General features: G+C 59.7%; 18 protein-coding genes and 4 tRNA genes. 4 read left to right on the top strand and 18 right to left on the bottom strand.

Annotated elements, in window-relative coordinates:
- Positions 1-6 precede the first annotated feature (6 nt).
- The 8 genes from truA to leuC all read right to left on the bottom strand — a co-directional run bounded on the left by truA (position 7) and on the right by leuC (position 10,072).
- Positions 7-882, bottom strand: a complete 876-nt coding sequence (gene truA / locus D3Z90_RS07915; RefSeq protein WP_136475211.1) for a tRNA pseudouridine(38-40) synthase TruA — start codon at positions 880-882, stop codon at positions 7-9.
- Between the two features lie 90 nt (positions 883-972).
- A complete protein-coding gene (locus D3Z90_RS07910; protein WP_136475210.1) occupies positions 973-3,627 on the bottom strand; it encodes a FimV/HubP family polar landmark protein in 2,655 nt (884 codons plus the stop codon).
- A 72-nt stretch (positions 3,628-3,699) separates the two neighbouring features.
- Positions 3,700-4,710: an aspartate-semialdehyde dehydrogenase gene (locus D3Z90_RS07905; protein WP_136475209.1), complete on the bottom strand. Its 1,011-nt coding sequence runs from the start codon at positions 4,708-4,710 to the stop codon at positions 3,700-3,702.
- 141 nt (positions 4,711-4,851) lie between these two features.
- Positions 4,852-5,964 (bottom strand): aspartate-semialdehyde dehydrogenase, encoded by a 1,113-nt coding sequence (gene asd, locus D3Z90_RS07900; protein WP_128326044.1) that lies wholly within the window; start codon positions 5,962-5,964, stop codon positions 4,852-4,854.
- 68 nt (positions 5,965-6,032) lie between these two features.
- Positions 6,033-7,115: a 3-isopropylmalate dehydrogenase gene (leuB, locus tag D3Z90_RS07895; RefSeq protein WP_136475208.1), complete on the bottom strand. Its 1,083-nt coding sequence runs from the start codon at positions 7,113-7,115 to the stop codon at positions 6,033-6,035.
- 54 nt (positions 7,116-7,169) lie between these two features.
- On the bottom strand, positions 7,170-7,934 hold the full coding sequence (locus D3Z90_RS07890; protein ID WP_136475207.1) for a class I SAM-dependent methyltransferase: 765 nt from the start codon (positions 7,932-7,934) through the stop codon (positions 7,170-7,172).
- Between the two features lie 63 nt (positions 7,935-7,997).
- Positions 7,998-8,642, bottom strand: a complete 645-nt coding sequence (leuD, locus tag D3Z90_RS07885; protein ID WP_136475206.1) for a 3-isopropylmalate dehydratase small subunit — start codon at positions 8,640-8,642, stop codon at positions 7,998-8,000.
- Positions 8,639-10,072, bottom strand: a complete 1,434-nt coding sequence (gene leuC / locus D3Z90_RS07880; protein ID WP_136475205.1) for a 3-isopropylmalate dehydratase large subunit — start codon at positions 10,070-10,072, stop codon at positions 8,639-8,641. The genes leuD and leuC overlap by 4 nt, the downstream gene beginning before the upstream one ends.
- A 130-nt stretch (positions 10,073-10,202) precedes the next feature.
- Here leuC and D3Z90_RS07875 point away from each other — a divergent pair, with 130 nt between their 5' ends.
- Together D3Z90_RS07875 and D3Z90_RS07870 are read left to right on the top strand one after the other, a co-directional pair.
- Positions 10,203-11,090, top strand: coding sequence for a LysR family transcriptional regulator (locus D3Z90_RS07875; protein ID WP_136475204.1), 888 nt, complete (start codon positions 10,203-10,205; stop codon positions 11,088-11,090).
- Positions 11,091-11,143: 53 nt separating this feature from the next.
- Complete coding sequence (locus tag D3Z90_RS07870) at positions 11,144-14,440, top strand: PAS domain S-box protein (RefSeq protein ID WP_136475203.1); 3,297 nt, start codon at positions 11,144-11,146, stop codon at positions 14,438-14,440.
- Positions 14,441-15,437: 997 nt separating this feature from the next.
- Here D3Z90_RS07870 and D3Z90_RS07865 read toward each other — a convergent pair.
- The 10 genes from D3Z90_RS07865 to gltX form a co-directional block, all read right to left on the bottom strand.
- Positions 15,438-15,884: an Hsp20 family protein gene (locus D3Z90_RS07865; RefSeq protein WP_136475202.1), complete on the bottom strand. Its 447-nt coding sequence runs from the start codon at positions 15,882-15,884 to the stop codon at positions 15,438-15,440.
- 116 nt (positions 15,885-16,000) lie between these two features.
- Positions 16,001-16,960 carry a tRNA-dihydrouridine synthase gene (locus tag D3Z90_RS07860; protein ID WP_136475201.1) on the bottom strand — a complete coding sequence of 320 codons (960 nt, stop codon included), beginning with the start codon at positions 16,958-16,960 and terminating at the stop codon, positions 16,001-16,003.
- 49 nt (positions 16,961-17,009) lie between these two features.
- A complete protein-coding gene (locus tag D3Z90_RS07855; RefSeq protein ID WP_136475200.1) occupies positions 17,010-17,450 on the bottom strand; it encodes a thioesterase family protein in 441 nt (146 codons plus the stop codon).
- 44 nt (positions 17,451-17,494) lie between these two features.
- Positions 17,495-18,328: an alpha/beta fold hydrolase gene (locus D3Z90_RS07850; RefSeq protein WP_136475199.1), complete on the bottom strand. Its 834-nt coding sequence runs from the start codon at positions 18,326-18,328 to the stop codon at positions 17,495-17,497.
- A gap of 27 nt (positions 18,329-18,355) precedes the next feature.
- Entirely contained in the window at positions 18,356-18,895 is a 540-nt protein-coding gene (locus D3Z90_RS07845; protein ID WP_136475198.1) for a TetR/AcrR family transcriptional regulator, read from the bottom strand.
- A 178-nt stretch (positions 18,896-19,073) separates the two neighbouring features.
- Positions 19,074-19,149 (bottom strand) — tRNA-Glu (locus D3Z90_RS07840).
- A 44-nt stretch (positions 19,150-19,193) separates the two neighbouring features.
- Positions 19,194-19,269: transfer RNA gene (locus tag D3Z90_RS07835), tRNA-Ala, on the bottom strand.
- Between the two features lie 52 nt (positions 19,270-19,321).
- Positions 19,322-19,397 (bottom strand) — tRNA-Glu (locus D3Z90_RS07830).
- A gap of 79 nt (positions 19,398-19,476) precedes the next feature.
- A tRNA-Ala gene (locus tag D3Z90_RS07825) sits at positions 19,477-19,552 on the bottom strand.
- Positions 19,553-19,766: 214 nt separating this feature from the next.
- The gene (gene gltX, locus D3Z90_RS07820) at positions 19,767-21,248 is read right to left on the bottom strand and encodes a glutamate--tRNA ligase (protein WP_136475197.1); all 1,482 of its coding nucleotides are present in this window, start codon (positions 21,246-21,248) and stop codon (positions 19,767-19,769) included.
- A gap of 143 nt (positions 21,249-21,391) precedes the next feature.
- On the opposite strand from gltX, the gene D3Z90_RS07815 reads away from it, so the two are divergent.
- Both D3Z90_RS07815 and D3Z90_RS07810 read left to right on the top strand, forming a co-directional pair.
- Complete coding sequence (locus tag D3Z90_RS07815; RefSeq protein WP_136475196.1) at positions 21,392-22,441, top strand: HlyD family secretion protein; 1,050 nt, start codon at positions 21,392-21,394, stop codon at positions 22,439-22,441.
- 49 nt (positions 22,442-22,490) lie between these two features.
- Complete coding sequence (locus D3Z90_RS07810; RefSeq protein WP_178084206.1) at positions 22,491-23,981, top strand: MDR family MFS transporter; 1,491 nt, start codon at positions 22,491-22,493, stop codon at positions 23,979-23,981.
- Positions 23,982-23,993: the final 12 nt, after the last annotated feature.

The raw sequence follows: 23,993 nt of genomic DNA, 5'->3' as shown, positions 1-23,993 counted from the left end.
CGGATCTTAGCAAATGGCTAGTGGGTCGTCAGCCGCCAGCGTTTCGTAACCGGTGAGAAAGTGTGGGCCAATGTAACGCTCGGGCAACTGAAACTCATCGTGGTACTCCACTTGCACCAGGTACAAGCCGAACGGATGAGCAGTAACTCCCCCGGTGCGCCGCTCACGGCTTTCCAGGACTTCTTTGGCCCACTCCACCGGACGCTCACCAGCACCGATCGTCATCAACACGCCAGCGATGTTACGCACCATATGGTGAAGGAAGGCGCTGGCGCGAATATCCAGGACAATCATCTTGCCGTGACGGCTAACCCGCAGGTGGTGGATGTTCTTGATCGGCGACTTGGCCTGGCATTGACCGGCGCGAAAGGCACTGAAGTCATGGGTACCTACCAGATAGTCGGCAGCCAGGGCCATGCGCTCGACATCCAGCGGACGGTGGTTCCAGGTCACTTCCTGACCCATGTGCGCCGGGCGAATCTGGTCGTTGTAAATCACATAGCGATAGCGCCGGGCTATGGCCTTGAAGCGAGCATGAAAATTGGCCGGCATCTCTTTTGCCCACGCCACGCTGATGTCATGAGGCAAGTTGATATTGGCGCCCATTGTCCAGGCTTTCATGCTGCGCACGACCTGTGTGTCGAAATGCACGACCTGCCCGCAGGCGTGGACCCCGGCGTCGGTACGCCCGGCACACAGCAGGGTAACGGGCGAATCGGCAACTTTGGACAGGGCTTCTTCCAGGGTCTGCTGGACACTCGGCACACCATCGGCCTGACGCTGCCAACCACGGTAGCGCGAGCCTTTGTATTCAACACCCAGGGCAATACGGGAGAAGCCTTCGGCCGCCGATTCAGCAACCGTGTTATCAATGATTTCCAAGAAGATACAGCCTGTCGATTAAGCAGATGGCGGGAATTATAACGACAACGGCAGCCTCGAGGGCTGCCGTTGGACGTGCAAGGGCAAGACTCAGACCAGACGCGACAGCATCTCCTCCGCTTCCCCCTTCTGGGCATCATTGCCCTCCTTGCGTACTTCATCAAGAATGTCACGGGCGCCATCATGGTCGCCCATGTCGATGTATGCGCGCGCCAGGTCGAGCTTGGTGGCTGCCTCATCGGCCCCACCGAGGTAGTCGAACTCGAGATCGTCGCCCAGATCGTCACTCATGGCGTCTTCAGCCGTAAAATGCGGCTCGATCGACGGTTGCTCCAAGCTCTGGGACAACTTGTCGAGCTCGGCGTTGACGTCATCCAGCTCGGAAGCAAAGCTCTTGGCCGCGGCCGAGTCGTCATCCAGAGACAGCGAAAGATCGAAATCTTCCGGCAGGTCCAGTTCGCTCAGCGAATCGAACTCCGGCATGGTTTCGTCGAAGGCAGCCAACTCGGCAGCAATATCAACGGGCTCGCTTTGCGGCAGCGCGGCAATCGGATCGGCAGCGACGTCGAGATCGAAATCAGCCAAATCGTCGAGCGTCACCGGAGCAGGCTCAACCAGCGGCTCGTCAAATGCCGGCTCAATGACTACCGGTTCGATTACAGGCTCGGGTGCAACGTCCACTTCGATTTCGCCTGCCGACTCGCCAAGTTGCAGGGGCTCGGTCAGCTCCAGACCGTGCAGGTCGTCTTCCAGGCTCAGGTCAAAAGCGCTGTCCAGCTCCTGGTCGACAATCGCTTCAGGCTCGGGCTCGATGACCGGCTCTGGCTGCGCCTGCGGCTCATCTTGCAGCAACGCCTGGACATATTGGGCGTCCATTTGCGCCGCCAGCGCGGCCGCGCCGATACCACCCGCTGCCGCCAGCGCAACCATAGCTGGGAAGCGGCTTTTCAGCGCTTCGACATCCGCGTGGTTCTGGCCGTTGGCAATCAGTTGACGCTCATGACCAACGAAGGCATCACGATCACCCTGACGTGCATACACCTCCATCAACTTCAGGCGCAAATCGCTGCGCCCCGGCGCTGCTGCGACGGCAGGTTCCAGAAGGTCGGCGGCGTGGTTCAAGCGGCCCCGGGCGATACTCAATTCCACCTCGTCGAGCAAGGCGTCGCCGCTTGGGACGGGTGCGGGGGCAGCTTCAGCAGCGGGCGCCACCAGCGGCGCAGCCATAGGTTGCGGTTGAACAGGTGCTTCGACGGGTTTTGCTGCGGCCGCGCTGGATGCCACGCCAGAAGCTTCAGCCGCGCTGGCAGCTGCGGCAGAGGCTGCCACCACCGCTGGCGCCAGGGTAACGCTAGGCGCTGGCACTTCCAGGCCCTCGAAGCTGCTCGGCGGCAAGTCGAGGTCCGGGTTGCGCTCACTCTCTTCAGCCAGTGCACGCGCCATGCGCAAGTGTTTTTCCGCCTCCTGGTCAGCCTTGCGCTTACGCGCCAGCAGCAACAGCAACAGCAGCAGTACCAACAACGCAGAGGCGCCGATCAACGCGAGCATGGTCGGGTTGCCAAGCACGTCGTCGAGGGTGCTGCTCGGAGCAGCCTCTTCGGTGGCAGGGGTGGAAGCGTCCAGCGGTGCGGTATCGACCGCAGCAGGCGCTGGAGCAACGACCGGCTCACCCGATGCTGATTGCAACTGGGCCGCTATGGCAGGCTGCGCCGGGGTGCCGGTGGCCGGTTCCTGGCCAGCTGCACCCTGGGCTTCGAGCCTGGCCAATTGATCATTTTTCAAGGCAATCAAACGCTCCAGCTTGTCCAGCTGGCTCTGCAGATCGCTCATACGGCTTTTCAGTTCAGTATTGTCACGCCGCGAGGTGTCGAGACTCTCTTGCGCCAGCGCAAGCTTATCGCTGACCGCCTTACCGTCACTGGCTGCCGCTTTGCTACCCGGCGCTACCAGACGCAGATTGTCCTGATTGGCAATTCGCGCCGGCGCCGCCTCGGCAGCGGTGCGGCGAGTGGCGTCGAGCTGTCGGGCACGCGGCCCCAGTCGTCGCCCTTCCCGCCAAGCGGCGTACTGCTCTGCAACTTCGGCTACCGCCTGGCCTTGAGGAATACTCATGACCTGTTGCTGATCGGGCAAGCGCAAGACCTGACCGGTTTTGAGTAAGTTGATATTGCCGTTGATAAAGGCATCGGGGTTCAACGCCTGGATTGCCAGCATTGTCTGCTGTACCGAGCCGCCCTGACGGGCTTTCGATGCAATCTCCCACAATGTGTCACGACGTACCGTGGTGTAGTTGCCTGGCGCGCTTACCGCCGGACTGATCGCCGATTCAGGCTTGGCACCCGGCAGGGCAGCCTGGTTGACCAGGACACTGTAATCGCGCAACAGGCGGCCACTGGGCCACATCACCTGGACCAGGAATTTGACCATCGGCGCCGGCAACGCCTGACTTGAAGTCACCCGCAAGACACTCTTGCCGTTGGGGTTGATCACCGGGGTGAAAATCAGGTCATTGAGGTAGGTCGGACGTTCAATCCCGGCCTTGGCAAACTCTTCAGGCGGCGCCAGGCTCGGGGCCATCTCGGCGGCGGTGAGGTCGCGAACATCGAGCAGTTCGATTTCGGCATCCAGCGGCTGATTCTGCGCCGACTTGAGGGTCAGCTCACCCAAACCGAGGGCATGCGCCATACCGGACGACAGCGCCGACGCCGCGGCTATTGCTAAGACCAGTTTGCGAATTCGAAGCATGACCTCTTCCTTTGAATGAACCGTCCCCGGCAACCGAGCAATTTCTCGGTAAAAATTAGCTGCAAGTATCTTTTACACAACATGTTTTATCAACAATTGCGCCAATTGCACGGCGTTCAAGGCCGCGCCCTTGCGCACATTGTCGGTGGTCAACCAGAGGTTGAGCTGCTCGACCTCGTCGATTCCACCGCGTACTCGTCCAACATAGACCACGTCCTGCCCAACCGCGTCACCTACCGGAGTGGGATAGTCACCCTCCTCGACCAGTTCTATGCTGTCAGCCGCCTCAAGCGCGGCGTTGACCGCGGCCAGATCAACCACTTTGCGGCTTTGTACCGAGACACTGTAGCTATCGCCGAAAAACACCGGGACTTGAATGCAACTGACGGAAATCTTCAGCGCCGGCAAGCCCAGCACTTCGCGCAACTCAGCGACCAGTCGGCGCTCGAGCGCGCCATGCCCATCGGTATCGTTTGCGCCGACCTGCGCCAACAGGTTGAAGGCCATTTGTCGATCGAAGAAACGCGGTTCCAGCGGACGCGCGTTAAGCAGCTCTGCGGTCTGGCGGGCCAACTCGTTTACCGCTTCACGGCCTTGGGCCGACACGGCCAGGCATGCTGTTACGTTGATGCGCTCGATATCGAGCAAGCCCTTCAACGGCGCCAGGGCTACCGACAAGGCCACTGCTGCAGCGCTTGGGCTGCTCACCTGCACTGGTTGAGTGAGCTTTTCGAGCCGAGCGCCATTGGCCTCCGGAACCAGCGCCGGCGCCGCCTCGGCCGACAAGCCACCTGACAGATCAATCACGGCACAACCGGCGGCCTGGGCTCGCGGGGCAAAGCTGCGGGTAACGGCGGGGCCGGCAGCGAAAAACACCAGCTTGACCTTGGTGAAGTCAAAACTGTCGACTTCACGGACTCGCAGGCTTTTGCTGCGAAACATCACACCGCTGCCGGCCGATTCATTGCTGGCCAGCAAGTGCAGGGTACCCACTGGAAAATCCTGCTCTTCAAGAATTTGCACAAGGGTTTCACCCACAGTACCGGTGGCACCGATAACGGCAATATCAATAGGCTGGCTCATGGGAAAATCCTCTGCTGGAACGGCGGGAGCGGCACTTTACACCACAATCGCACAGCAAGCCCGCTCCTGCCGGTTCTATTGATAGCAACAAAAAAGCCCGCGCTGTCACCAGCACGGGCCTTCGCTACCGCCGGCGTCAGATCAACGCTCCAGCAGAATCCGCAGCATGCGACGCAGCGGCTCGGCCGCGCCCCACAGCAACTGGTCGCCGACAGTAAAGGCACCCAGGTACTGCGAACCCATGTTCAGCTTGCGCAGACGTCCCACCGGAATGTTCAACGTACCGGTGACATTGGTCGGGCTGAGTTCCTGCATGCTGATCTCACGCTGGTTAGGCACCAGTTTGACCCATGGGTTGTGCTGGCTGATCATGCCTTCGATATCGGCGATCGGCACATCTTTGTTCAGCTTGATGGTCAGCGCCTGGCTGTGGCAACGCATTGCACCGATGCGCACGCAGATGCCGTCAACCGGGATCGGGCTCTTGAAGCGACCGAGAATCTTGTTGGTCTCGGCCTGAGCTTTCCACTCTTCACGGCTTTGACCGTTAGGCAGTTCCTTGTCGATCCAGGGGATCAGGCTGCCCGCCAGCGGAACACCGAAGTTTTCCGTCGGGTAGGCTTCGCTGCGCATGGCTTCGGCGACCTTGCGGTCGATGTCGAGGATTGCGCTGGCCGGATTGGCCAGATCATCCGCCACGGCCGCGTGAGTGGCGCCCATCTGACGGATCAGCTCGCGCATGTTCTGTGCACCAGCACCGGACGCTGCCTGGTAGGTCATGGCACTCATCCACTCGACCAGGCCTGCCTCGAACAGGCCGCCCAAGCCCATCAGCATCAAGCTGACGGTGCAGTTGCCACCAATGTAGTTCTTGGTGCCAGCGTCGAGTTGCTGATCGATCACCTTGCGGTTGACCGGATCCAGAACAATGACCGCGTCATCCTGCATGCGCAGGCTGGAGGCGGCATCGATCCAGTAGCCCTGCCAGCCGGCTTCGCGCAGCTTGGGGAATACTTCGCTGGTGTAGTCGCCACCCTGACAGGTCAGGATTACATCGAGGGTCTTGAGCTCTTCAATGCTGTATGCGTCCTTGAGCGGAGCAATGTCCTTGCCCACAGCCGGACCCTGTCCACCTACGTTGGAAGTGGTGAAGAACACCGGCTCGATGAGATCGAAATCCTGCTCTTCCAGCATCCGCTGCATGAGCACGGAACCGACCATACCGCGCCAACCGATCAGACCTACACGTTTCATCGCAACTACACCTTTGCTAAAAAGTGGGCCGCTGCTTCACAAGGAAAAACAGCAGCGGGCCCGAGAGATTACAGATTCCGCAGCGCTGCGACTACTGCGTCGCCCATTTCCTGCGTACCTACCTTGCTGCAACCGGCCGACCAGATGTCGCCCGTGCGCAGCCCCTTATCCAGCACCTGACTGACAGCCGTTTCAATTGCCTGGGCTGCCGCCTGTTGATTGAAGCTGTAACGCAACATCATCGACACCGACAAAATGGTTGCCAGAGGGTTGGCGATGCCTTGTCCGGCGATATCTGGCGCAGAGCCGTGGCACGGCTCGTACATGCCTTTGTTGTTGGCATCCAGGGACGCTGAAGGCAGCATGCCAATGGAGCCGGTGAGCATGGAAGCTTCATCCGACAGGATGTCACCAAACATGTTATCGGTAACCATTACGTCGAACTGCTTGGGTGCGCGTACCAATTGCATGGCGGCGTTATCGACGTACATGTGGCTGAGTTCCACATCCGCGTAATCCTTGGCCACTTCTTCGACGATTTCGCGCCACAACTGGCTGGAGGCCAGGACGTTGGCCTTGTCCACCGAGCAGAGTTTCTTGCCGCGCACGCGGGCCATGTCGAAACCGACACGGGCAATACGGCGGATTTCACTTTCGCTGTAAGGCAGGGTGTCGTAGGACTGACGCTCACCGCCTTCCAGCTCGCGGGTGCCACGTGGTGCGCCGAAGTAGATACCGCCAGTCAGCTCGCGAACGATGAGGATGTCCAGGCCGGCAACGATCTCTGGCTTGAGCGAAGAAGCGTCGGCCAGCTGTGGATACAGTATGGCGGGGCGCAGGTTGGCGAACAGCCCCAACTGCGAACGGATCTTCAACAGGCCGCGCTCAGGGCGAATATCACGCTCGATCTTGTCCCATTTCGGCCCACCCACGGCACCGAGCAATACCGCGTCGGCCTGGCGCGCACGCTCCAGGGTCTCATCGGCCAGCGGCACGCCGTGCTTGTCGATGGCAGCGCCACCGATCACGTCATGGGACAGGCTGAAACCAAGCTGGAACTTATCGTTGGCCAGCTCCAGTACCTTGACCGCCTCGGCCATGATTTCCGGACCGATACCATCACCAGGGAGAATCAGAATCTGCTTGCTCATGGGTTCCTCTTGTTCGAATCAAGCGACACGCCGTACTGGCCTGTCGGAAATAAATCAGCGCTCTGCCCACAGCACCAGCACATCGGTGCTGAACGAGCCGTCGGCTTCAATCTGGTAATACTGCCGTACTTCTTCGCCCATCGCCTGCTGCAAATGGCGTATTGCGTCACGCATCACTTGTGGGGTGCGCATGCGCTCGACCCACGAGCTGTACTCAAGACGCAAACGCTGGCGCGTGTGGCTGCGCGCAGACAACCCGGCCTCACTGATTTGCTGCAGCCACTGCGCCGCCGAATAATCGCGCACATGGCTGGTATCACGCAGGACCTCGACGCTTTGCAGATACGTGTCGAGCAACGGGCTGCCTGGCGAAATCACATCGATGAAGGCCGCCACGCCACCTGGCTTGAGTACCCGGCGCACTTCGCGCAGGGCCAACCCCAGGTCGCTCCAGTGGTGCGCCGAATAGCGGCTGAAGACGTAATCGAAGCTGGCATCGGCAAACGGCAGGCGTTCGGCAACACCGCACTCGGTGACGATATTTTCCAAGCGCCGCTCGACAGCGGTCGCCGCGACCACATCGAGCATTTGCTGTGACAGGTCGTAGGCCACCACTTCACGCACCAGCGGGGCTACGTGAAAACTCACATGCCCGGCCCCACACCCCAAATCCAGCAAGCGCGCGCGACCTTGCCCGGCGAGCTCCGCCTGCAACAAGGCAAACTCGCTGCCCTGAGCGTGCACCGCACTGCTCAGGTAGGCATTGGCCTGCTCGCCGAACTGGCGCTGGACAACATCGGTATGGGTGGTGCTGGTCATGTGCATCTCCTTGAACCCCCACAGCAATCCTTGTGGGGGTGGGCTTGGCCGGCAGTGGATCAATCAAACGTCACGAAACAACCACGGCTGACTGGCGCGGTGCTTGGCTTCGAAAGCGGCAATGGCATCGGCATCCTGCAAGGTCAAACCGATGTCATCCAAACCGTTCAACAGGCAGTGCTTGCGAAACGCATCGACTTCAAAGCTCAGTACCTTGCCGTCAGGACGGGTGACGGTTTGTGCCTGCAAGTCGATGGTCAGTTGATAGCCAGGATCGGCTTCCACCTGTTTGAACAACTCATCCACTTCCTCATCGCTGAGAATGATTGGCAACAGACCGTTCTTGAAGCTGTTGTTGAAGAAAATGTCGGCATAGCTCGGCGCAATGATGCTGCGGAAACCGTACTCTTCAAGGGCCCACGGCGCGTGCTCGCGGCTCGAACCACAACCGAAGTTCTCACGGGCAAGCAATACGCTGGCACCCTGGTAGCGTTCATGGTTGAGAACGAAGTCCGGGTTTTGTGGACGCTTGCTGTTGTCCTGATAGGGCTGCCCCACATCCAGGTAACGCCATTCATCGAACAGGTTCGGGCCGAAGCCGGTGCGCTTGATCGATTTCAAGAACTGCTTGGGAATAATCTGGTCGGTGTCAACGTTGGCACGGTCCAAAGGCGCGACAAGGCCAGTGTGCTGGGTAAAAGCTTTCATGCTGCGCTCCCTTGAATCAACTCGCGTACGTCTACAAAACGACCGGTTACCGCGGCGGCGGCAGCCATCGCAGGGCTCACCAGATGGGTACGTCCACCCGCGCCCTGACGGCCTTCGAAGTTACGGTTGGAGGTGGAAGCACAATGCTCGCCGCTCTCCAGGCGGTCCGGGTTCATTGCCAGGCACATGGAGCAACCCGGCTCACGCCATTCGAAACCGGCTTCGAGGAAAATCTTGTCCAGGCCTTCTTTCTCGGCCTGGGCTTTGACCAGGCCCGAGCCAGGTACGACGATGGCTTGCTTGACCGTCGAGGCAACCTTGCGGCCTTTGGCTATTTCGGCAGCAGCGCGCAGATCTTCGATCCGCGAGTTGGTGCATGAACCAATGAAGACGCGATCCAACTGGATGTCGGTGATCGCCTGATTGGCACTCAACCCCATGTACTTCAAGGCGCGCTCGATCGAGCCACGCTTGACCAGATCGGCCTCGGCAGCCGGATCGGGAACGCGCTGATCGACCGCCAGGACCATTTCCGGCGAAGTACCCCAGCTGACTTGCGGCTTGATCTGCGCAGCGTCCAACTCAATCACCGTATCGAACACGGCATCGGCATCGGAAACCAGGTCTTTCCAGGCGGCGACAGCCTGATCCCATTGCTCGCCTTTTGGCGCATAGGGACGACCTTTGACGTAGGCGACAGTTTTTTCGTCGGTCGCAACCAGACCAACACGGGCACCGGCCTCGATGGACATGTTGCAAATGGTCATGCGGCCTTCGACGGACAGGTCGCGAATCGCGCTACCGGCAAATTCCATCGCGTGACCGTTGCCACCGGCGGTGCCGATCTTGCCAATCACCGCCAGCACGATGTCTTTGGCAGTCACGCCAAATGGCAGCTGGCCTTCAACCCGCACCAGCATGTTCTTCATCTTTTTCGCAACCAGGCACTGGGTAGCGAGCACATGCTCGACTTCCGAGGTGCCGATGCCATGGGCCAGCGCGCCAAAGGCACCGTGAGTGGAAGTATGCGAGTCGCCGCAGACCACGGTCATGCCTGGCAAGGTTGCGCCCTGCTCCGGGCCAATGACGTGAACGATGCCCTGACGCACATCATTCATCTTGAATTCGGTGATGCCATACTCGTCGCAGTTTTCGTCGAGGGTCTGTACCTGAAGGCGCGAGACTTGGTCGACGATAGCGTCGATACCACCCTTGCGCTCAGGGGTGGTCGGCACGTTGTGATCAGGCGTGGCGATGTTGGCATCGATGCGCCAAGGTTTGCGTTGGGCCAACCGCAGGCCTTCGAAGGCCTGCGGCGACGTCACTTCGTGAATGATGTGACGGTCGATGTAGATCAGCGCCGAACCATCGTCGCGCTGTTTGACCAAATGCGAATCCCAGAGCTTGTCGTAGAGCGTTTTGCCGGCCATCAGACGTTTCCTCATCAGCGTCTTTCTATGCCAATAACCACTTGGCTTGTACGGACGATGCTATGAGGTTAGATTGAATAACTCAAATTCATAATTTTTATAGTTTGGATAACCAAAAGGAATCCGAGTTTTGGACCTGGCTAACCTCAATGCCTTCATTGCCATTGCTGAAACCGGCAGCTTCTCCGGCGCGGGCGAACGCCTGCACCTGACGCAGCCGGCAATCAGCAAACGCATTGCCGGGCTTGAGCAACAACTGGATGTGCGCTTGTTCGATCGCTTGGGTCGCGAGGTCAACCTGACCGAAGCCGGGCGCGCCCTGCTCCCGCGCGCCTACCAGATCCTCAATGTACTGGACGACACACGCCGGGCCTTGACCAACCTCACCGGTGAGGTCAGCGGGCGGCTGACCCTGGCCACCAGTCACCATATCGGCCTGCACCGCCTGCCCCCCTTGTTGCGGGCCTTTACGCGGCAATATCCGGCAGTGGCTTTGGATATCCAGTTTCTCGACTCGGAAGTGGCATACGAAGAGATTCTCCATGGTCGCGCCGAAATCGCGGTGATCACGCTGGCCCCAGAGCCCCACCACCTGGTTCGCGCGGTGCCGGTGTGGGACGACCCGCTGGATTTCGTCGCCGCTCCCGAACATCCACTGGCCCGAAACAATGCGGTCAAGCTGGCAGACATTGCCCACCTTCCGGCGGTATTTCCCGGCGGCAACACCTTTACCCACCATATTGTCCAGCGCCTGTTCGAAGCCCAGGGGCTCACGCCCAACATCGCCATGAGCACCAACTACCTGGAGACCATAAAAATGATGGTTTCCATTGGCCTGGCGTGGAGTGTGCTGCCGCGTACTATGCTCGACGAGCAAGTCGCGCCTATCGCTTTACCGGGCATACAGCTAACGCGCCAACTAGGCTACATTCTGCACACTGAGCGAACGCTATCGAATGCGGCGAAAGCCTTTATGGCCCTGCTCGACGGCCATGCAGGCAACGCTGAATCCGGGTAACAACCGCTCAGAATGACACTCAAGGACGTGCCACCGCCAAAGGTCTGGTCTCGATGCCCAAATCAGCAAACCGCTTTCCGCGTCTGCCACGCATCCATGCGGCAGACCCCCAGGCGTTGGAGCAGACCTGGGAAAATGCACCGCAACTACTGGCGGCGTTGAATGGCGCGCGCCTGGGCGCCTGGTTCTGGGATGTCGAGACAGGCCAGATCAGTTGGTCGCGCGGCACCCAGGCATTGTTTGGCTTCGACCCTCAGCAACCCTTGCCCAATGACCTGGACTATCTCGATCTGTTGCCAGTGGAGGACCGTGCCCGCACGCTGCAAGCCTTCAATGCGGTTATCAATGGCGAGCCGGTCGAGCAAGCCCTGCGCCACCGCATTCGCTGGCCAGACGGCAGCATGCACTGGCTGGAGATCAATGGCAGTCTGGCCAAGGACAAGCACGGACGCCCACAGATGATTGGCGTGATCCGCGAGATAACCCGCCAGCGTGAGCGCGAAACCGCGCTGATCAATTCGGAAAAGCGCTTTGCCACTCTGTTTCACCTAAGTCCGAACGTGGTGCTACTGACCCGCCGATCCGACGGCCTGATTTATGAGGTCAACCAGCATTTCGAGCAAACGCTCGGCTGGTCAGGCGCTCAAGTTATCAACCGGACCACCATCGAAATCGGCCTGTGGGCCAACCCTCAGCAACGCCAAAGCGTGCTTGAAGCGACACGCAACAGCCATGGCCCGGCAACCCTGGAAGTACAGTTCTGCGCCAGCAACGGCAAGATCCATGACGGCATCCTCAGCACTCAGAGCATCGAGCTTCAAGGCACGGTGTACCTGCTCAGCACCTTCGTCGACACCAGTGAACGCAAACGTGGCGAGCAGGCCCTCAAAGACAGCCAGGAGCGCCTGGACCTGGCCCTGGATTCAGCCCAGATGGGCACCTGGGACTGGCACATTCCCAGCGGCATGCTCTATGGCTCGGCACGTGCTGCCGAGCTGCACGGTCTGGACCCTGAGCCGTTCCATGAGTCCTTCGACGCATTCTTCGAAGGTGTGCCGGAGCAAGAGCGCAATACCATGCGCAAGGCCTATCGCAGCCTTCGCGAAGGACCGGCCGGCAACTACCAAATCACCTACCGGATCCAGCTGGAAAACGGCACCTCGCGCTATATCGAAAGCCGTGCGCGCTTGTACCGCGACCCGCAGGGCAATCCGTTGCGCATGGCCGGCACCCTGCTCGACATCACCGACCAGGTAGAGCGCGAACAACGCCTGACCAGCTCGGAGGAAAAGTTCGCCAGCCTGTTCCAGGCCAGCCCCGACCCCATCTGCGTGACACGCCAAGACAGCGGCCAGTTCATCGAAATCAACCCTGCGTTTACCCAGACCTTTGGCTGGAATGCCGCCGATGTGATCAACCATACCGCCGAGGAAATCGGCTTGTGGGCGGAATCGGCCGAGCGCGCACGGCGTATCGAACAGGTCATTCGTGACGAGGCCCTGAACAATGTCGCGGTGGTGATCAACCATAAAGACGGGCAGCCGCTGACCTGCGTGATTTCCAGTCGCTTGATCACGGTCGACGAACAGCCCTGCAGCGTCACCACGCTGCGTGACATTACCCAGCAGCAACGGGCCGAGGCTGCACTCAAGGCCAGCGAGGAAAAGTTCGCCAAGGCATTTCACTCCAGCCCCGACGCCATCACCATTACCGAGCTCGAAAGCGGTCGTTATCTCGAAGTCAACGACGGATTCTGCCGGCTGACCGGCTACAGCACCCAAGAAGTGATCGGACGCTCCGTGTACGACATTGGCATCTGGGCAGACGAAAAGCAGCGTGCCGTGTTGATTGCCGAGTTCCAGGAAAAAGGTCGGGTACACCACCGGGAAATGCTCGGGCGTCACAAGGGTGGAGACATCCTCACCGTCGAGGTTTCGATCGAACCGATTACCCTCAACGAAACGCAGTGCCTGCTACTGACCGCCCGCGATGTCAGCCAGCTCAAGAATGCCCAGGCGCAGATCCGTCACCTTGCCTACCATGATCCGCTGACCAACTTGCCCAACCGCGCGTTGCTGATGGACCGTCTTAGCCAGCAGATCGCCCTGCTCAAGCGTCACAATTTGCGCGGTGCACTGTTGTTCCTCGATCTCGACCACTTCAAGCACATCAACGACTCCCTTGGTCATCCAGTGGGTGACACGGTGCTGAAAATCATCACCGCGCGCCTGGAAGCCAGCGTACGCCTGGAGGACACCGTGGCACGTCTGGGCGGCGACGAATTCGTGGTGCTGCTCAGCGGTCTGGAAGGCAGTCGCGACGAGGTTACGGACAAAGTCCGCGAACTGGCAGATACCCTGCGGGAATTACTGGCCGAGCCCATGTTCCTGGATGGTCAACGCCTCCAGGTGACCCCCAGTATCGGCGTGGCGCTGATTCCCGATCACGGCTCGACCCCGGCCGACCTGCTCAAACGCGCCGACATTGCCCTGTATCGCGCCAAGGACTCCGGGCGCAACACCACCCAGTTGTTCCATGCCACCATGCAAAAGGCTGCCAGTGAGCGCTTGCGCATGGAAAGCGACCTGCGCCTGGCACTGGCCCGCGGCGAACTGACCCTGCATTTCCAGCCTCAGGTCGATGCCCGTGACAATCGCATTGTCGGCGCCGAAGTATTGCTTCGCTGGCATCACCCGCAACTGGGTCAACAGCCGCCGTCGCAGTTCATCCAGGTGCTGGAAGAAAGCGGCCTGATTCTCGAGGTGGGAAGCTGGATACTCGACGAAGCCTGCGATGCTTGCGCGGGCATGTTGCGTGACCGCTTGATCGACGCCGAAGACTTCAGCCTGTGCGTGAACATCAGCCCTCGCCAGTTTCGCCAGAATGACTTTGTCGAGCGAGTCCTGCGCAGCCTCGACGACTTCGGGCTGCCCTACAAAATGCTCAAGCTGGAGATCACCGAAGGTATCGTTATCCAGAACCTGGAAGACACGATCAACAAGATGCGCGAGCTCAAGCGCTACGGGGTGAGCTTTGCCATGGATGATTTCGGTACTGGGTACTCGTCACTGACCTACCTCAAGCGCCTGCCGGTAGACGCACTGAAGATCGACCAGTCGTTCGTGCGCGACGCCCCACAGGACCCCAACGATGCAGAAATCGTCCGGGCCATCGTGGCCATGGCGCGCAGCTTGGATCTGGCGGTGATTGCCGAAGGCGTGGAGCAGTCGGAGCAGTTGGAGTTTCTGGAACGCCAGGGATGCTTTTTGTATCAGGGGTATTTGCACAGCCGGCCACTGCCACTGAGTGAATTTCGCAGCTTGCTGCTAGAGGCGCCTGCAGACAGTTGACTCGCCCGTACGGCGACCCGCTTTTGTCTGGTTCTTCACGAAATCCCGGGGGCATGATCTTTGGGCTGGGCTGGGATTTGAGGCTGTGAGCTTATCCATTCAATGCGGCGGCGCTGTTGGCCCCTTCCGCCCTTACGGCAGGTCCCTTTTGTCTTGGCAAAAGGAACCAAAACCGTGTGTCCCTGCATTCGGCCCTACGCTGCGCTCCGGGTCCCTTCGCTCCGGCATTGCTCCCGTCGGGACCGCACCGAAGGGCCGTCCTGGCCCTACGGTGCTCGCAGGCCATCCATGGCCTGCACCCGACTACGCAATACCTACACTCAGCCTACTGAAGGGACGATCCAGGGTGTCTGGGCTGGCGATGTACGAAGAGCCAGATCAAAAGCAAAAGCAAAAGCTGCACACCAGCACCTCGCTGTTGCCGTTGCCGCTGCTGTGCTTCTCCCTACACAAATCGTGCAGACGCCACAAATCGTCCCTTCAGCAGGCCGAATGGAACCCTTGCGTAGTGGGGCGACGGCCATGGATGGCCGGCGAGCGCCGCAGGGCCAGGACGGCCCTTCGGCGCGGTCCCCGCGGGAGCAAGGGTGGAATGAGGGAACCCGGAGCGCAGCGTAGGGCCGGATGCAGGGACAGGGGGTTTTGCCCACTTTTGCCCCGACAAAAGTGGGTCGCCGTAAGGGCGAAACCAGCCAATAGCGCCACTGCATCAAATGGATATGCCCATCGCCACTCGAGCCACATTCCGGTACTCACTCGCGGTCGGCCAACTGTGTAGTCGGTGACCCATACAGCCAGGTGCTGATCCATTGACGTGGGCGGTTTGGAGTCACCTTTGCGCCCTTACGGCGCATTCCTTTTGTCTTGGTGTATAGACCGGACACATGGTAGACACGTGTACGGAGACATGGTGGACACTTTCGGCACGATTTCTAGCCGGGATTTCGTGAACCATAAAAAAGGGCACCCGAAGGTGCCCCTTGTTGCAGTGCCGCACTCAGTTCAGTGCAGGCTGGCTATCGCCGTTGATCGGGATGCGCTTGGCCTTGGCCTCTTCCGGTACGATGCGCAGCAGGTCGATGCTGAGCAGGCCGTTGGACAGTCCGGCAGCCTTGACCTCTATGTGGTCGGCCAGGCGGAAGGACAACTTGAACGCCCGCTGGGCAATGCCCTGATGCAAGTAGGTAACGCTTTCGGTGTTGCTGTCACGCTTGCCGCCAGTGACGGTCAGGACGCCTTTTTCCACTTGCAGGTCGAGGTCCTGCTCCTGGAAACCTGCTGCAGCAACAACAATTCGATAGTGGTCTTCGCCATGTTTTTCAACGTTGTAGGGTGGGTAGCTGCTACCCGCCTCGTTACGCGCCGCAGATTCGAACAGGTCGTTGAAACGGTCGAAGCCTACGGAATGACGGAACAGTGGAGCCAGAGAAAAAGCAGTAGTCATGGTACATCTCCTGAAAATCAGCGAGGTTGTTTAGTCCCGCGACCCGACTTCGGCATCGCGTACTCCTTAGATAAGGACCCTCGCCTGCTTTTCAAGCAACCCGACAAAAATTTTTTTCAGGCCGCCTCACTGACCGGCACACCTATCAACTGCCCAACCCGATCGCAGTCGGTTTCGCGGCGAAGTTCAGTGAACAATGCCACGGCCTCCGGGTAAGTACGGGTCAGCATGGCCACCCATTGCTTCAAGCGCCCAGGCGCCTGGCGCGGTGTCATTTGTGCCCGGGCCTGGCCCCAGAAGTCCTGGATCAGCGGTAGCAGGCTTTGCCAGTCCATCGGCACGAACGCCACGCCGTCGCGCTCTGCCGCAATCTGCCGGGCCAGATCCGGCCTGGATACCAAACCACGACCGAGCATGATGTCTTCGACACCACTGACTTCACGGCAGCGCCGCCAGTCTTCAAGGGTCCAGACCTCGCCATTGGCGTACACCGGCACCTTGACCACGTCCTGAACCTTGGCGACCCATTCCCAGTGCGCTGGTGGCTTGTAGCCGTCGACCTTGGTGCGCGCGTGCACCACCAACTGTTCGGCGCCTCCTTCGGCAAGCGCGAGCGCGCAGTCCAGGGCAACGTCAGGGCTGTCGAAGCCAAGACGCATCTTGGCGGTTACCGGAATATGCGCAGGAACCGCACGGCGCACTTCGCGCAGGATGGCGTGGAGCAGCTCCGGCTCCTTGAGCAGCACCGCCCCACCCCGGGATTTGTTCACCGTCTTGGCTGGGCAACCAAAGTTGAGGTCGATTACCGGCGCCCCTAGCTCACAGGCCAGAACCGCGTTTTCCGCCAGACAGACGGGATCGGAGCCAAGCAGCTGTACACGCAAGGGGACCCCAGCCGCCGTCTGCGCGCCCTGGCTCAGCTCGGGGGCGAGCTTGGCGAAGGTGGCAGCAGGCAACAGCCGGTCGCAAACGCGAATGAACTCGGTGACACACCAGTCGATACCGCCCACTTGGGTCAGTACGTCGCGAAGAATGTTGTCGACCAGCCCCTCCATCGGGGCCAGGGCAATTTGCATGGATTGCTACTCGGGCGAAAAAGGCCGGCAGTCTAACAAAATCCGCGTACTACAGCGCTCCGGTCATCAGCGCCGGGCCATAGCCATCGATGAACTCGCCGGGCATACGCTTGGGCCGCCCTGTGGATAACTCGATACAGACGAAGGTGGTTTGCGCGCGCAGCAAGGTGGTGCCGTCGCTGGGCCGTACCAGCTGGAAGCGCCGGGTCATTTTCAAGCGCTGATCCCAGTCAACGATCCAGGTGGCCAATTGCAACTCGTCGTCTTCATACGCCGCTGCCAGGTAATCGATCTCGTGGCGTACAACCGCCATGGCCCGGTCCAGACGCCGGTATTCGGCCAGGTCCAGGCCCAGGCGCTGTGAATGCCGCCAGGCACAACGCTCCAGCCACGTAACGTAGACCGCATTATTGGCGTGGCCGAGGCCATCGATATCGTCGGCAGCGACGCGCAGATCGATTATGAACGGTGTTGCCAGATCCCAACTCATGCCCGCTCCAGCTCTGTGATGAACGGGCAGAGTGTAACGGATGCTCAAGCCGATTGCCGTTCCAGCACCCGATCAGCCGCCAACAAAGCCATTACGCCCTCGATCAGTCGCGGATCGGAGAGCACCCGCTGATGGCCACCGTCAGGCAGCATGAGTAAACGACTGTCGAACCACGCCTGGTGAATCAGCCGAGCTTCGCTGGCCGGTATCAGGCTGTCATCTTCGGCATGCACGATCAGCGCGGGAATTTCCAACTGGTAACCACTGACATCCAGGCGCGAGACCGGTATGCCTACATCCCGCTCGACCTGCCGGACAAACGCTGCCCGGGCCCGGGCCGGCATGCCCAAATGGTTGGCAAAATTGCGCAGCACGCCAAGGAATCGAGCCGGAGCGGCAACACTGACCGCCCTGTCGGCGCGCAACCCCCACTGCAGGGCGAGCATCACGCTGGAACCGCCCATGGAGTGCCCTATCACTGCCTTCAAGGGTGGCAGCTCTGCCGCCGCCTCAAGCAACGCCCGAGCGAACAGCACTACATGCGCCTGATGCCCCGGTGAATGACCGTGGGCGGGGCCCTCCAGAGCCACTGCGGTGTAGCCGGCCTGCACCAGTGTCTCGACCAGATGTGCGAACTGGGTTGGGCGCCCTTCCCAACCGTGTATCAACAACACTGTCGGTCCCTGCCCCCACCGCAGTGCCGACAGGCCGAATCGCAGGGTAATACGCTCGGCACTCGCCAGCAGTGGTAGCTCCCAGGCGCGTGGCGGTAAATTGCGCGGGGTCATGAACGCGCGGCGCATCTTACCGGCAATGTGCTCCGGTGCCAGCCGTCCAACGGTGCCGTTGACGCTACGAATCCAGCTCAAGGTATTCATCGTTTCGCTCCGGTTGTTGTCGCTCGATCAGACCACCGCCGACTTGGCGGCACGCAAGATACGGTCGGACAGCTCATCTGTGCCCAAGGCACGGGCCAGGGCCAGGCCTCCGACCATCAACGCCAGGTCAGCGAGCACCTTGTCGGCTTCCTCGGGGCTGCCAGCAAGATTTGCCATCATCAACTCAATGTGTTCGGCCAGCACTTGGCGAAAAGCGTCCGGCAGGCGTGCCATTTCGCCCAGCGCGGTCGGGAGCGGGCAGGCGCGCTCAGTGGCATCCCGGTGTTTGCGCGACAGGTAGAACGCTGCCACCAGAGCCCGGCGCTGTTCGCCGCTCATGGCCGGGTCTACCTCGGCAAGCAGGGCACGGCGCTCCGACAACAATTGACTGAAGGCTTCGAGCATCAGTGCATCCTTGCTATCGAAGTGAGCGTAAAAGCCCCCTACGGTCAGCCCTGCGGCCCCCATCACCTGATTGACGCTCGGCTCGGCCGGCCCCTGCTGAATCAGCGCACTGCAGGCGGCATCAAGAATCCGTTCGCGGGTTTTCGCCTTTTTTTCGTTCATGGCTCGCCTCCAAATATTATGTTGATAATATTATTCACATAATATTTTTCTGCAAGCGATTTCGCCGAACACGTGTGGTGAGCTGAAGGAAAGAGGGAGGGGAAACTTTTTTCGAGGAAAAAACAAAAGGCTCATTCAATAATCGAATGAGCCTTGAAATCCCACAAAGTGGGTAAAATGGCGTCCCCTAGGGGACTCGAACCCCTGTTACCGCCGTGAAAGGGCGGTGTCCTAGGCCACTAGACGAAGGGGACTTGTAACCTTCGTACAGATCCGTTTTCACGAATCCTGGCAAAATTGGTGGAGCTAAGCGGGATCGAACCGCTGACCTCCTGCATGCCATGCAGGCGCTCTCCCAGCTGAGCTATAGCCCCAGATTTCTAGCCTCTCGGCCCAGCGACTCTTTCGATATCGCTTGTGTAAAACTGGCGTCCCCTAGGGGACTCGAACCCCTGTTACCGCCGTGAAAGGGCGGTGTCCTAGGCCACTAGACGAAGGGGACGAACCTTCTTACCTTTACAACCCGGCTGCTGCAGCCCGGTTGACTTCGCAGTCAGTGTAGCTAACTACGAATCGGAATTTGGTGGAGCTAAGCGGGATCGAACCGCTGACCTCCTGCATGCCATGCAGGCGCTCTCCCAGCTGAGCTATAGCCCCACTATGTCGCTTTGAACTGAATCGCTTGGCTGGGTGCTTCGCGCTTCGTTTCGTTCATCGCTGTGGACGGGGCGCATATTAAGTTCGGAATACAGAGCTGTCAAATTTATTTTCAACAAAACTCAAAAAAAATTTCCGAGATAACAAACACTTACCGTCCAAAGCGTGGAACAACCCCGGTTTTACGGGATTGCAGGCCCATTCGCGCAGACTGTCAGGCGATCGTAGCCAACAGCTTTTCCCATTCCTTGTTCTCTTTCTTCGACACACCACCCAGCAAGTCCAGCGCCTGGCGCAGGCGATAGCGCGTCAGGTCCGGCCCAAGGATTTCCATGGCATCGAGCACCGACACCGAACTGGCCTGGCCACTGATCGCGGCGAACATCAGCGGCATAGCATCGCGCAGCTTCAGCTCAAGGGCTTCGACCACTGCCTGAATGCAACCGGTGATACGGTCTTTTTCCCACTGACGCAGGCCTTCCAGCTTCCACAGGATCAACTGGATAACCTGACGAACCTGATCAGTCGAAAGCTTCTTGTGCTCGAACAGTTTGGCATCGAGCTTCAGCGCGCCTTCAAAGAAGAAGCCACCCAGCGGAGCGATCTGGCTGAAGGTTTCTACCCTGCCCTGCACATGCGGGGCGATTTTCATCATGTAGTCACTATTGAACGCCCACTTCTGAACCCGTGCGGCAAACTCTTCGACTGGCAGCTCACGCAACCATTGACCGTTGAGCCAGGACAGCTTCTCGATGTCAAAAATCGGCCCACCCAGGGAAACCCGCGACAGGTCGAAATGCTCGACCATTTCGTCCAGGGAGAATTTTTCCCGCTCGTCGGGCATCGACCAGCCCATGCGTCCCAGATAGTTGAGCATGGCTTCAGGCATAAAACCCATGCGCTCGTAGAACGTCACCGAAGTCGGGTTCTTGCGCTTGGACAGCTTGCTCTTGTCAGGGTTACGCAGCAGCGGCATGTAGCACAGGGTTGGCTGTTCCCAACCAAAGTACTCATACAGCTTGATCAACTTGGGTGCCGATGGCAGCCACTCTTCGCCACGCAGGACGTGGGTGATACCCATCAGGTGGTCGTCGACCACGTTGGCCAGGAAGTATGTCGGCAGGCCGTCGGTCTTCATCAGCACCTGCATGTCCATGCGGTCCCATGGAATCTCGACATCGCCACGCAGCATGTCCGGCACCGCGCAGACACCTTCGGTCGGTACTTTCATGCGGATTACGTGCGGCTCGCCAGCGGCCAGGCGACGCTGTACTTCTTCAGCCGACAACAGCAAGGCACGGCCGTCGTAGCGTGGAGTCTCGCCACGGGCCATTTGCTCGGCACGCATCTGGTCCAGTTCTTCTGCCGTACAGAAGCATGGGAACGCGTGCCCCATGTCGACCAGTTGCTGGGCGTACTGCTTGTAGATATCACCGCGCTCGCTCTGGCGGTACGGGCCATGCGGGCCACCGACATCCGGACCTTCGCTCCATTCGATGCCGAGCCAGCGCAGGGCATCGAAGATCTGCTGTTCGGACTCACGGGTCGAACGCAACTGGTCGGTATCTTCAATACGCAAGATGAACTCGCCGCCGTGCTGCTTGGCAAAGCAGTAGTTGAACAGGGCGATATAAGCGGTGCCTACGTGGGGATCGCCAGTAGGCGAAGGCGCGATACGCGTGCGAACGGTGGTCATGGGAGTCTCGGACTAGAGGTGAATCAAAGGCAGGATGTTAACAGGGAGCAGGCACTGGGCTCCAGCAATGGGCGTGATCGGCACTTGTGGCAATGGATCCAAACACGGTTAAATTTGCTTACATTTTTGGAACGATAGTACCCATGCCCGCCCAACTCAAACGCCGTCTGCTGGTTTTCCTGACACTGATCTTACTCATCGCCCTCGCCTTTCTTGCCCACTGGTACTTCAAGGGACGCTTCTACGAAAGCACCGACAACGCCTATGTTCAGGGCGAGATTACCCGGGTATCCAGCCAGCTCAGCGCTCGCATCGACGAAGTGCTGGTGCAGGACAACCAGCATGTAGCCAAGGGCGATCTGCTGGTGCGCCTTGAGCCGGATGATTTCCGCCTGGCGGTGGAACGCGCACGCGCGGCCCTCGACACCCGTGAAGCTGAACGTATACAAGCTGAAAGCCGCCTGACCCAGCAATCCAGCCTGATTGCTGCAGGCCAGGCTCAAGTCGCCGCCAACCAGGCAACCCTGGGCCGCGCCGCGCTTGATCTCAACCGTGCCCAGGCCTTGCGCAAGCCCGGTTTCGTTTCCGAGGAGCGGGTAACCACGCTGTCCGCAGAAAGCAACGTCGCCCGCTCACAGGTGAGCAAGGCCCAGGCCGACCTGCAAGGCCAGCGCCAGCAGATCAACGCCCTGACTGCGGAAATCAAGCGCCTCGATGCACAAATCGCCAACGCCCGCGCCGACCTGGCCCAGGCACAATTGAACCTGAAGCGCAGCGAGATTCACGCGCCGATCAGCGGCATGATCGGCCAGCGTGCCGCGCGTAACGGCCAAGTGGTACAAGCCGGTGCCTACCTGCTGTCGATCGTTCCGGACGAGGCCATCTGGATTCAGGCCAACTTCAAGGAAACCCAAATTGGTCACATGCAGCCCGGACAAAAAGCCGAACTGCTGTTCGACAGCTACCCTGATTCCCCGATCGAAGCGCGAGTCGACAGTCTGTTTGCAGCCTCTGGCGCTCAGTTCAGCCTGCTGCCGCCCGACAATGCCACCGGCAACTTCACCAAAGTGGTCCAGCGCATTCCAGTGAAGTTGACTTTCGCTACCGACAACCCGCTGCAGGGCAGGATTCGTCCAGGCATGTCGGTTACCGCAACCGTGGATATCCGGGATAGCGCCGACAATGGCCGGTGATTCGCTGATCCGTCCCGTCGGCGAGCCCAGCCGACGCGACTGGATCGCCGTGATGAGCGTGATGCTCGGCGCCTTCATGGCGGTACTGGACATCCAGATCACCAACTCCTCGCTCAAGGATATTCAGGGCGCCCTCTCAGCCACCCTGGAAGAAGGCTCGTGGATCTCCACCTCCTACCTGGTAGCGGAGATCATCATGATCCCGCTGACGGCCTGGCTGGTGCAGTTACTGTCGGCACGCCGCCTGGCGGTATGGGTGTCGCTGGGCTTTCTGGTGTCGTCGTTGCTGTGCTCGATGGCCTGGAACCTCGAGAGCATGATTATCTTCCGTGCCATGCAAGGCTTCACCGGCGGCGCACTGATCCCCCTGGCGTTCACCCTGACCCTGATCAAGCTGCCCGAACACCATCGCGCCAAGGGCATGGCCATGTTTGCCATGACCGCCACGTTCGCGCCATCCATCGGCCCGACCCTGGGTGGCTGGCTGACCGAGAACTGGGGTTGGGAATACATCTTCTACATCAACATCCCGCCAGGGCTGCTGATGATTGGCGGCCTGATGTATGGCCTGGAAAAGAAAGAAGCGCACTGGGAACTGCTCAAAAGCACAGACTATGCCGGCATCGTCACCCTTGGCGTCGGCCTGGGCTGCCTGCAGGTGTTTCTGGAAGAAGGTCATCGCAAGGATTGGCTGGAGTCGAGCCTGATCGTCGGTCTCGGCAGCATCGCCCTGACCAGCCTGATCACCTTCGTAATCGTGCAGTTTTCCAAGCCCAACCCGCTGATCAATCTGCGCATCCTCGGCAACCGCAATTTCGGCCTGTCGAGTATTGCCAGCCTGGGTATGGGGGTGGGCTTGTATGGTTCGATCTACTTGCTGCCGCTGTACCTGGCGCAAATCCAGAACTACAACGCCCTACAGATCGGCGAAGTGATCATGTGGATGGGCATCCCCCAGCTGTTCCTGATACCGCTGGTACCGCAGTTGATGAAAGTGATCTCGCCGAAAATTCTCTGCACCGTGGGTTTTGGCTTGTTTGGCCTGGCCAGTTTCAGCTCCGGGGTACTCAACCCTGACTTTGCTGGCGAGCAGTTCAACCATATCCAGATCATTCGTGCCCTTGGCCAACCGATGATCATGGTGACCATCTCATTGATCGCCACCAGTTACATCCTGCCCCAGGATGCAGGCTCGGCTTCCAGCCTGTTCAACATCCTGCGCAACCTCGGCGGCGCGATTGGCATTGCCTTGTTGGCGACACTGCTGGATGCACGGACCAAGGTGTACTTCGATTACTTGCGTGAAGCCCTGGTACCAAGTAATCCGCACGTAGCGGAGCGCCTGGCACTGCTGTCCGAGCGCCTGGGCAGCGACACCGCAGCGCTTGGCAAACTGAGTGAGATCACCCACCAGCAAGCCATGATCATGGCCTACAACGATGCCTTCCACTTTGTGGGAATCGGGCTTGCGATCAGCATGTTCGCAGTGCTGATGACGCGCAAACTGCCGCAGGGGCTGAAGGCTGGGGAAGCGCATTGAGCGTATCGCGGG

Origin of the sequence: Pseudomonas sp. DG56-2 (assembly GCF_004803755.1) — a bacterium.
Lineage (GTDB): Bacteria > Pseudomonadota > Gammaproteobacteria > Pseudomonadales > Pseudomonadaceae > Aquipseudomonas > Aquipseudomonas auratipiscis.
This window is presented reverse-complemented; position numbering and strand designations above follow the sequence as displayed.

Bases quoted from the DNA above. Each gene is read 5' to 3' on its own strand.
- D3Z90_RS07910 (WP_136475210.1), bottom strand. From the start codon at position 3,627: ATGCTTCGAATTCGCAAACTGGTCTTAGCAATAGCCGCGGCGTCGGCG.
- D3Z90_RS07845 (WP_136475198.1), bottom strand. From the start codon at position 18,895: ATGAACGAAAAAAAGGCGAAAACCCGCGAACGGATTCTTGATGCCGCC.
- D3Z90_RS07815 (WP_136475196.1), top strand. From the start codon at position 21,392: ATGCCCGCCCAACTCAAACGCCGTCTGCTGGTTTTCCTGACACTGATC.
- asd (WP_128326044.1), bottom strand. From the start codon at position 5,964: ATGAAACGTGTAGGTCTGATCGGTTGGCGCGGTATGGTCGGTTCCGTG.
- D3Z90_RS07870 (WP_136475203.1), top strand. From the start codon at position 11,144: ATGCCCAAATCAGCAAACCGCTTTCCGCGTCTGCCACGCATCCATGCG.
- leuC (WP_136475205.1), bottom strand. From the start codon at position 10,072: ATGGCCGGCAAAACGCTCTACGACAAGCTCTGGGATTCGCATTTGGTC.
- leuB (WP_136475208.1), bottom strand. From the start codon at position 7,115: ATGAGCAAGCAGATTCTGATTCTCCCTGGTGATGGTATCGGTCCGGAA.
- leuD (WP_136475206.1), bottom strand. From the start codon at position 8,642: ATGAAAGCTTTTACCCAGCACACTGGCCTTGTCGCGCCTTTGGACCGT.
- D3Z90_RS07890 (WP_136475207.1), bottom strand. From the start codon at position 7,934: ATGACCAGCACCACCCATACCGATGTTGTCCAGCGCCAGTTCGGCGAG.
- D3Z90_RS07855 (WP_136475200.1), bottom strand. From the start codon at position 17,450: ATGAGTTGGGATCTGGCAACACCGTTCATAATCGATCTGCGCGTCGCT.
- D3Z90_RS07860 (WP_136475201.1), bottom strand. From the start codon at position 16,960: ATGCAAATTGCCCTGGCCCCGATGGAGGGGCTGGTCGACAACATTCTT.
- gltX (WP_136475197.1), bottom strand. From the start codon at position 21,248: ATGACCACCGTTCGCACGCGTATCGCGCCTTCGCCTACTGGCGATCCC.
- D3Z90_RS07850 (WP_136475199.1), bottom strand. From the start codon at position 18,328: ATGAATACCTTGAGCTGGATTCGTAGCGTCAACGGCACCGTTGGACGG.
- D3Z90_RS07905 (WP_136475209.1), bottom strand. From the start codon at position 4,710: ATGAGCCAGCCTATTGATATTGCCGTTATCGGTGCCACCGGTACTGTG.
- D3Z90_RS07865 (WP_136475202.1), bottom strand. From the start codon at position 15,884: ATGACTACTGCTTTTTCTCTGGCTCCACTGTTCCGTCATTCCGTAGGC.